The organism is Solirubrobacter ginsenosidimutans (assembly GCF_027587205.1).
This window is the reverse complement of sequence record NZ_JAPDOD010000147.1, coordinates 1-568: the sequence shown is the minus strand read 5'-3', so window position 1 is coordinate 568 and position 568 is coordinate 1. Positions and strand designations below refer to the sequence as shown.

The 568-nt window shown below is 69.7% G+C and carries 1 protein-coding gene; it reads left to right on the top strand.

Annotated features, from left to right (window positions below; all coding sequences use genetic code 11):
- Positions 1-568: TIGR03118 family protein (locus tag OM076_RS44570; RefSeq protein ID WP_270046774.1), on the top strand; the 568-nt coding region annotated here is incomplete at both ends.

Here is a 568-nt window from a genome sequence, read left to right as displayed (position 1 = left end):
GCCGACAACGTCGATCCGAACCTCGTCAACGCGTGGGGGCTGGCCGCCGGCCCGACCTCTCCGTGGTGGGTGAGCGACAACGGATCCGACCGGTCGACGCTCTACAACCCCGCCGGAACGCCGCTGCGGCTCGTCGTCAGCGTTCCCGGCGCGCCGACCGGGACCGTGTTCAACGCAACGCCGGGCAGCTTCCTCGTCGGCGCCAGCAACGCCTCATTCATCTTCTCCACCGAGGCCGGCACGATCCTCGGCTGGAACGGCGGACCGGCCGCCACCGTGGAAGCCGACCGATCCCCCGCCGGCGCCGTCTACAAGGGCCTCGCGATCGCGCCCACGCCGGCCGGGCCCCGGATCTATGCCACCGACTTTCACAACGGCGCCGTCGACGTCTTTGATCCGCCTGGAAGCCCGTGTCACACGCTGGCTTCGTGGATCCGTTCCTGCCGCGTCACTTCGCCCCCTTCGGGATCCAGACGATCGGCGACCGGATCTTCGTCACCTACGCCAAGCAGCAAGCCGGCAGCGACGACGAGGCCCATGGCCGCGGCCTGGGCATCGTCGATGCGTT